Annotated in this window: 9 protein-coding genes; 6 read left to right on the top strand and 3 right to left on the bottom strand. The window is 43.9% G+C overall.

Annotation, left to right across the window (positions count from 1 at the left end):
* Window positions 1-173 precede the first annotated feature (173 nt).
* Window positions 174-407: a hypothetical protein gene (locus tag IQ229_RS23730; protein ID WP_228013126.1), complete on the top strand. Its 234-nt coding sequence runs from the start codon at window positions 174-176 to the stop codon at window positions 405-407.
* Window positions 408-495: 88 nt separating this feature from the next.
* Here the strand turns inward: IQ229_RS23730 and mnmA are convergent, their stop codons facing one another.
* Window positions 496-1551, bottom strand: a complete 1056-nt coding sequence (mnmA, locus tag IQ229_RS04545; protein ID WP_194041669.1) for a tRNA 2-thiouridine(34) synthase MnmA — start codon at window positions 1549-1551, stop codon at window positions 496-498.
* Window positions 1552-1925: 374 nt separating this feature from the next.
* On the opposite strand from mnmA, the gene IQ229_RS04550 reads away from it, so the two are divergent.
* From IQ229_RS04550 to IQ229_RS04565, 4 genes are all read left to right on the top strand, one after another.
* Window positions 1926-2825, top strand: a complete 900-nt coding sequence (locus IQ229_RS04550; RefSeq protein WP_322743944.1) for an SET domain-containing protein — start codon at window positions 1926-1928, stop codon at window positions 2823-2825.
* Between the two features lie 147 nt (window positions 2826-2972).
* A complete protein-coding gene (locus tag IQ229_RS04555) occupies window positions 2973-3947 on the top strand; it encodes a cysteine synthase A (RefSeq protein WP_194041671.1) in 975 nt (324 codons plus the stop codon).
* Between the two features lie 80 nt (window positions 3948-4027).
* Window positions 4028-4360: a (2Fe-2S) ferredoxin domain-containing protein gene (locus tag IQ229_RS04560; RefSeq protein ID WP_194041683.1), complete on the top strand. Its 333-nt coding sequence runs from the start codon at window positions 4028-4030 to the stop codon at window positions 4358-4360.
* Window positions 4361-4415: 55 nt separating this feature from the next.
* A complete protein-coding gene (locus IQ229_RS04565; protein ID WP_194041673.1) occupies window positions 4416-5330 on the top strand; it encodes a DUF5331 domain-containing protein in 915 nt (304 codons plus the stop codon).
* 5 nt (window positions 5331-5335) lie between these two features.
* On the opposite strand, the gene ygfZ is transcribed toward IQ229_RS04565, so the two are convergent.
* On the bottom strand, window positions 5336-6331 hold the full coding sequence (ygfZ, locus tag IQ229_RS04570) for a CAF17-like 4Fe-4S cluster assembly/insertion protein YgfZ (RefSeq protein ID WP_194041675.1): 996 nt from the start codon (window positions 6329-6331) through the stop codon (window positions 5336-5338).
* A 136-nt stretch (window positions 6332-6467) separates the two neighbouring features.
* On the opposite strand from ygfZ, the gene IQ229_RS04575 reads away from it, so the two are divergent.
* A complete protein-coding gene (locus IQ229_RS04575; RefSeq protein WP_194041677.1) occupies window positions 6468-6674 on the top strand; it encodes a type II toxin-antitoxin system HicB family antitoxin in 207 nt (68 codons plus the stop codon).
* A gap of 153 nt (window positions 6675-6827) precedes the next feature.
* Here IQ229_RS04575 and IQ229_RS04580 read toward each other — a convergent pair.
* On the bottom strand, window positions 6828-8532 hold a 1705-nt coding region (locus tag IQ229_RS04580), incomplete at its 5' end, for a lytic transglycosylase domain-containing protein (protein WP_194041679.1).

The raw sequence follows: 8532 nt of genomic DNA on the forward strand, positions 1-8532 counted from the left end.
ATCTTATTCCCTCCCCTTTGCAAGGGGAGGGTTAGGGTGGGGTAAAACTGACGCAAAAACCAGGTTAGTAAACTATTTCAGACTTGTGTATACACAAGTCGCAAAACTTCTCCACCAAAGATTTGCGGTGCGTTACGCTGGCGTGACAAAGCTAAATTGTTGCAATCATGGCGATGCTTACGGCTGGCTACGCCTACACATTTGCTATTTCGGGGTACAAATTTGCTATTTCGGGGTACACATTTGCTATTTCGGAGTACGCATTTGCTATTTCGGGGTACGCAATTGCTATTTCGGGGTACGCAATTGCTATTTCGGGGTACGCATTTGCTATTTCGGAGTACGCATTTGCTATTTCGGCGATGCCTATGGCTGGCTACGCCTACGCATTGGGGATTATTCAATAGGGTTCGGTTAAGGGAAGAGACGCGATAGATAAATCGCCGTCTCTACAAGGTGGCTTTGGTTTATGCCAAAACAGGGTAAGAGTTATTCTTAACTAAACTGTTCAATAATTCCGCCACCTAACACTTTTTCCCCGTCGTACCACACCGCCGCTTGTCCGGGGGTGATGCTGATTTGGGGTTCATCAAACACCAAACGCACACGGGAGTTTTCCAACGGAATCACCGTTACTGGTGTAGCCGTTGAACGATAGCGAATTTGCACTTCGGCATGAATTGGGGTGGATGGTTCTGCAATAGAAACCCAATTTACCCGATTTACAGTGCATTCTGGTTGAGTTACCTTAGTGCGATCGCCTACTACTACTTTATTATTTTCCGCATCTAATTCAATCACATACAACGGTTCGGCAGCCGCAATCCCCAAGCCTTTGCGCTGACCAATGGTGTAATGATGGACACCATCATGTTGTCCCAAAACTTTGCCTGTCACATCGACAATATCGCCTGTTTTGGGAGCTAAATATTTATCCAAAAATGCCCGCATGGAACCGTTACTTTCCACTAAGCATAAGTCTTGACTTTCTGGCTTGTCAGCAGTTTTTAGTCCGTATTCAGTCGCAATCCGGCGCGTATCAGTTTTTTCTAATTCCCCTAGAGGAAATATGGTTGCTGCAAGTAAATCTTGAGACAAATCATAGAGAAAGTATGACTGGTCTTTGTTACGGTCAACAGCCCTTAATAATTGGTAACGTCCAGTTGCTTCGTCATAGCTAATTCGGGCATAATGACCAGTGGCGATGCGATCGCACCCCAATTGTTCACGAGCATACTGCACCATTGGCCCAAACTTCACCGTTTTATTGCACTGTGAGCAAGGCAAAGGTGTGATCCCAGCACTGTAACCAGTCACCAGGAAATCGACAATATGCGTCTGAAAGACATCTCGAATATCCACAACCTGATGGGGAACGCCCAATTGTTCACAGAGTTCAGCCGCGTCGATCATACCTTCAGAGCAACATTGACCTTTGCCTTTCATTAGCCAAAGAGTCAAACCAATCACTTCATAGCCCTGATGGTGCAGGATAGCTGCGGCAGTGGAACTGTCAACGCCACCAGAAAGACCAACGACGACTTTTTTCATACAAAGCACGACACGATATGCGTGATTGTCAAATTGTAGCACACACTCTTCAAAGCCTTGCTAATAAAGCACTTCAGTTTTCAAGTCTCTGAATTAGCGTCGGCGTAGCCCATCCTAGACATCGCTATTCACTCCTTCATCTAAGATTAATTACAGATGTATTTTTTGCCACGCAGATGAGGTAACTTTACGTTAACGCTATATAGTTGCGACAACGGTGAACTAATTAGTTCCTGATGGAAATTACCTAAAAATACTGTGACTACTTTCTAACTATTATGTCGAGAGGAATATCAAGTAAATTTATCCCATTTCAGATACTGCGCCGAAGTTTTGAGGATTGGAAGCCTACGATCAGACTTCTTTTTTTGTTAGTGGGAGGATGGTTAGTACTGATTCCCGACTTTAGCCCAGCGCAAGCACAAATTTCCAACAGCAACGTGCTACTGGCTCAAGAAACTGGTGAGATTTTACCGCCACCGCCAATTCCCTTTGGTCAACAGCCATCACCGCAGTTACAACCAGTTCAAGCAGAGGACTTCAATCAACCGGAAGTGAACTTTCAGCCCACCCAACCAGTACAGAACAATCAATTTGAGCAGAATTTTCAGCCTTCCCAACCATTACAGAACAATCAATTTGAGCAGAACTTTCAGCCTTCCCAACCCTTACCGAATAATCAATTTGAGCAGAACTTTCAGCCCTCTCAACGTTCACAGTTTAGTCAATATAACCAGAACTTTGAGCGCTATTTAGTTTATGTTGATGGTAGTGATTTCCAGACACTAGAAGCCATACGTCAGATTGAACCCAGTGCTTACATTCGCCAGTTCCAAGGTCGGACTGTAATTCAGTCAGGAGTTTTTAACAGAGTCGCCAACGCCCAACAACGGGTGAATGAGCTACAGTCACGAGGCATATATAACGCTCGAATTATCAGCTTTGGTAACGGACAGGAAATAAATGCAGACAATGGCAACTATAACTATATAGACGATCGCAATAATATAAATGCTAATAGGCGAGCCTCTAGATATTATGTCGCCATTCCCACCACTTCCGAACAGTTACCTGCGATCGCAGCACAAGTTAGGCAGAATCTAGGCGGATTGACACAAGATTTAGGACGATCGGGCGGAGTCCTCGAAAGGACGCAACCACGGGGCCCACACGTAGCAGTCGGGCCTTTCCCCAATCGATTCCAAGCTGAGGAATGGAACAAGTATATGCGAAAGCTCGGATACGGTAATGCCAGAGTTTATTACGGAAAGTGAATTAGTGGGGAGTTAGGAGTGAGATAGGAAGTACACCAATGGCAAGCGCTCCAATGTAAGTATCATAGAATTTTAGGCAAATCAGTTGTAAATCATGCTACAGCTATAAGCCAAAATTTTTATAGAAACTCACAAATTACAGTCAAAATGGATATAAAGAATGGCTTCCTTGGCGCTGTTGGCAACACCCCTTTAATTCGCTTAAACAGTTTTAGCGAAGAAACAGGGTGTGAAATCCTTGCGAAAGCAGAATTTCTCAATCCTGGGGGTTCTGTCAAAGACCGCGCCGCACTTTACATCATCGAAGATGCAGAAAAAAAAGGTCTACTCAAACCTGGTGGTACTGTTGTAGAAGGAACCGCTGGTAATACTGGCATTGGACTAGCACATATTTGCAACGCCAAAGGCTACAAATGCCTAATTATTATTCCCGATACCCAGTCACAAGAAAAGATAGACGCGCTGACAGCACTAGGAGCAGAAGTTCGTCCCGTCCCCGCCGTCCCCTACAAAGACCCAAACAACTACGTCAAGCTATCTGGCAGAGTAGCTGCTGAGTTGGAAAATGCCATTTGGGCAAATCAGTTTGATAATTTAGCCAACCGCCTCGCCCACTACGAAACCACAGGGCCGGAAATTTGGACGCAGACAGATGGTAAAATAGATGCATGGACAACTGCAACTGGTACTGGCGGTACTTATGCTGGTGTAGCATTGTACTTAAAAGAACAAAATCCAGCAATTAAATGTGTTGTAGCCGATCCGCTGGGTAGTGGACTTTATAGCTATGTCAAAACTGGCGAAATCAAGATAGAAGGAAATTCCATCACTGAAGGCATCGGTAACGGTCGTGTCACAGCCAATATGGAAGGCGCACCTGCTGATGATGCCATCCAAATCGATGACCAAGAAGCTTTGCGAGTAGTTTACCAACTGCTGAGGAAAGATGGTTTGTTGATGGGCGGCTCAACGGGTATTAATGTTGGGGCAGCTGTTGCCTTAGCGAAGCAATTGGGGCCAGGACATACCATTGTCACCATCTTGTGTGATAGTGGTTCCCGATATCAGTCGCGGATATTCAACCCGGAATGGCTAGCCTCAAAAGGACTTTCAATAGATTAGTCATTAGTCATTAGTCATTGGTCATTAGCTTCCGACTTTTGACTTTTGGCAAATGACAAATGACAAATGACAAAGGACAAATGACCAACATCATTCAACCATCAGACTTCCCAAAAATAGATCGAGACTCTTCTCCTAAATGTGTGCGAGTCTGTCAAAATCGTACTTGTAAAAAGCAAGGTGCAACCAAGGTTTTAGCAGCTTTTACAGCTTTGCCAATCCCTGGTGTAACTGTAACGGCTAGCAGCTGCTTAGGACAATGTGGCAATGGGCCAATGGTGCTGATATTACCAGACATTGTTTGGTATAGCGGCGTTCAACCGGATGAAGTATCTCTACTGATAGAAAATCATTTGCTAGGTGGTCAAAGAGTCAAACAGATGCTCTATTATCGGTTTCATCCCCAGAAATAAAGCTAAATTTTCAATATCAAGGTCTGCAATCTTGTTGACTGAAGTGAGGCATCCAATGAATATCCAGCAGCTGCGTCAATCCTTAAAACAAAAGTGGCTTATTTACTACAAGCAAAATATTTCCTGGCTGGTCAAAATGCGAATTTGGGCCACTTACGATGGTTTGCGCCGCCCTTTGTCCGGTTTTATTTTGGCAACACTATCTGTTTTGGAACCCCAGTTTGATGAAATACTTTCTTTTATGCTGGATCTAAATAACGATCCAGATAAAATAGTCGCTGCTTTAGGTCTTAACTTCAATCCTGACGAAGAGTTACGTTTAATCAAATCAGACCATTCTATAGCTACCAGCCAAGCTGAAGACGAGCCGCTAGATCAGAAGTATTCTGAGGATCAACATCTTACCAAGATTGCGCCTAATTCTCTTGCCAAAACTCTAGACTCCAACTTGCCACGCGCCGTTCAACTTGTGCCATCATTTACAGTTCCCACTGAAATAGTTCGTACACACAAACCTGAGTTGGTAGTTGCATTTGCTACTAAAATTGCTCCAGATACTCCAACAAAAACGCCAGCCTCCGGTTTTGTTAGCGAATATCAATTATTACAATCGCCTCTTGAACGCCTACCTTCAGGAAACTCGCTGACAATGACTGCTGAGGTTAACACCAAAGCCAAAACTATGCCATCTGCGGCGTTAGCTACTGAGGTTAAAAGCAACCCGCCATCTAACCGAATCCCTATAGGCGCATTGCTGGCAATTACAACTGAGATTAACAGTAATGGCAAATCAGTGCGATCGCTAGCAATTACTACTGAGGTTAAAAGTAACAATAAACAACAGAATATTCATCCACAAGAGCTTAAGAGCAAAATAAATTTACCAACTACAAATGCCCGTAGTATAGCTTCTTGGGTAGATGAATTTTGTTACGGCGCTAGGGAGAAAGAGAAAGATATTTTGATTTGAATTACTTACGGATATTCGTGAGAAACAAACGGGATTTCTATGACTTCACCCTCAGTTTCTCCCACTTTGACTTTTAAGCCTACGCCACCAGCTTTGGTGCGAATGTAACCTAGTCCAAAGTAACCATCAGCGGTTTGGGTGTAACTAGTAAGTTTGCCGACCTTTTCATCTCCAACTGCGATCGCACTTCCAACTTCTACAGGGGCACTGAGACGAATACCCAATAGGTGTTGTTTTACACCTTTATATGTATTTAACCGAGCAATAGTTTCTTGCCCAATATAGCAACCTTTAGTAAAAGAAATTGTTTGCCACAAACCAACTTCCAGAGGATTATAATCATCTGTAAGTTCTGCATCTGGGGCAGGGCGGCCTTGTAAGATTCGCAAAGCATCCCAAGCGCGATCGCTCATTTCTACCGCCCCAACTTCTAACAGTTTGTTCCACACCGTTTCTGTGTCAGTATAGGGGAAAGTGAAGGTGTATCCAGACGCAGCTAACCCGCTACCCACAGCAATTCGCACGCCCTCAGCCGGAGCGATCGTATATACTTGGTGACTACCGTAAGGTTGCCCGATGAGTTCGCCAATACCCAACTTTTCTAAAACAGCATCGCTTCCTGGGCCAATCAGGCTGACGGTGTTGGTGTATTGGGTAATATCAGATAATTCCACCTTATCTGCATAAAAAATATATTTATCCAGCCATTCCATCAAAAACTGGCGACGGTTAGGTGAAACCAGCAAGATTACCGCATCTTCTCTAACGTAAGCAGTTACTAAATCAATTGTTCTAGCTGTGGAAGTGACAAAAACCGTATCACAACCTTGTCCAGGCTTGAGTATTTGGAAATTGTTAGTACTTTGGTTATGTAAGAAATTCAGGCGATCGTCGCCAGCTACTTTGATACGTCCCCAGGCGGTGCGATCGCAGATTGCAACCCCAACTCTGGCAGCTTCGATAGCTGCTGCGTCTTTATCGTCAAGTGTAGATGTTGGCATAGCGATGAGAAGTTGCCCTGTTTCAATGTTGTCGCACTGGAAATCTTAGCAAATAAGCGTTTGCGGCTTCAATGCATCTCCGATCTTCTTCTAGCGTATAATCAAATCAACAGAAAGTGCCGAACAATAAAAACTTATGAAACGAACTTTTACTGCAAGCGTATGGCAGGAAGGGAACTGGTTTGTGGCACAATGCTTAGAGATTGATATTGCTAGCCAGGGCGAAACTGAAACTGAGGCATTGGCTAATCTTGAAGAAGCTTTGTCACTGCATTTTGAACCACCAGTAGCTACTGTTCTTCCTCAAATTAAGACACTTCAGGTAGAAATAGATGCCGCTTAAACCATTACCTTATCGTGAGGTTAAGCGTAGATTAGAGGCAGCAGGCTTTGAGGAAGTTATTAGTAATTAGCTAAACAGATATCACTATGAGTTGTGAACTTTGAATTAAAAAATTGCTTGAACTCAACACTCACAACTCATAACTTTCTAAGATTATTGCGTTGGTAGTTGTGGGTGTGTGGTCGAGTACTTTGTCACTATGTCAGAAATTTCCGGGTTGTAAAGCCTTAGATAATTCCAGTAGTTGCCAAATACTTGCCGCACATAGTTTTTAGTTTCATCAAAGGGAATTTCTTCAACAAACTCATCTGGATCTTTTGTAGTTAGAGTTTGCAACCATTTGGAAACATTGCCGGGACCAGCATTGTAACTAGCGATCGCCAGCAAGGAGTTATTGTTATATTGCTCATGCGTATGATCCAAATACCATGTACCCATCATGATGTTATCGTTGGGATTTTCTAGACTTATTGTTTTGAAATCCACTTTGATTTGGGGCGCGATCCATTTAGCTGTACTCGGCAACACCTGCATTAAACCAGTAGCATCAGCAACAGACTTAATTTTCGGTTCAAACCGTGACTCTTGACGCATCAAAGCAGTTACCAGCAGAGGATTGAGTTGACGTTCAGTAGACCACTTTTCAATCTCTCGCTGATAGGGAAACGGATAACGCGCTTGCCAGTAGGTGATTTGTTTACTCAGAGTCTGATATTGGGCAAGTTCGCCTGGTATTTCCCGGTCTTCCAATTTGGAAATTTTGTCAATTCCAATGAGATTTTCTCCTTTAGCCAGCCGCATCAACCCTTCAGTAAATTGCTCTGCTACTGTTGGCTGAATTTTGTTCTGAAATTCTGTTTGCCATTGTAACCAGGCATCGCGGTCTTGACCTAGCAGATACAATTCTTTGAAAGTTTCAGAACCAGCAGGCGGTACTGGACGCTGGGATGCGATTACTTCCGGGTTCATGACGCGCACGTTGTCAAAGTTTCCGACATTTAGCCCCAACATTGTCGCGGCTCGCCATGCATAGTAAGAGTAGGGAAACTGGCTAATCACATATTCATAAGCAGTTTTAGATTCTTGCTGTTTCCCCAGTGCAGCTGCCCATTTACCTACCCAAAAGCCTGCTCTTGGAGCCAAAATACTATTGGGGTTATTAGTGACGATTGGTTCTGCCCATTGCCAAGCACCGACGTAATCTTTGGCTTCGGCTTTATCTTGGGCGATTTTCCAACGGTATTCTGCTGCTTCGTCAGAGTTACCGTATTTACCTATGAGTAATTGCCACGCTGCGCTAGCTGATTTTTGATCCTTGAGAGTTTGGATTTTGGCTTTTTGTGCCAGTGCAGTACCAGCTTGTTTGGGAAATTTACTAATTACCTGGTCAAGATACGGTAAGCCGTCTTTAAGTGTTTTTGCGGTTTCCGCTAACCGTAGTAGTGCCGTCCCAGTTTCCTCGCTATTGGGAAATTGCTGCACTAATTCTTTATAGGTGGCGATCGCTTTTTCTTTATCTTTGCCTCCCACCTGTAACCCGCGTGCAGTACGGTAGAGGTTGCGCGATGTTTTGGGTGCTTTGGCGTAAGCATTAGCCGCTTTCAGAAATTGACTATTTTCCCAATAGCTTGTCCCAATGAGTTCCCAATCTTCAGGTTTGAGGTTGGGCTGTTTTACTAACTGATCCAAAACGCCCACTATGCCTGGTTGATCGTAGGCATACTTAGCCAAAATCAACTGTAATTGTGGCTGATTGGGATTTTCTTGCAAGCGTTTGCGGATAATTTCCCAAGTTAGAGGATTGGAAGGAAATTGGGCGATCGCTGTTTCTTGTTGCTTTGGTTGAGCAATCAGATAT

The organism is Nostoc cf. edaphicum LEGE 07299 (assembly GCF_015207245.1).
Lineage (GTDB): Bacteria > Cyanobacteriota > Cyanobacteriia > Cyanobacteriales > Nostocaceae > Nostoc > Nostoc edaphicum_B.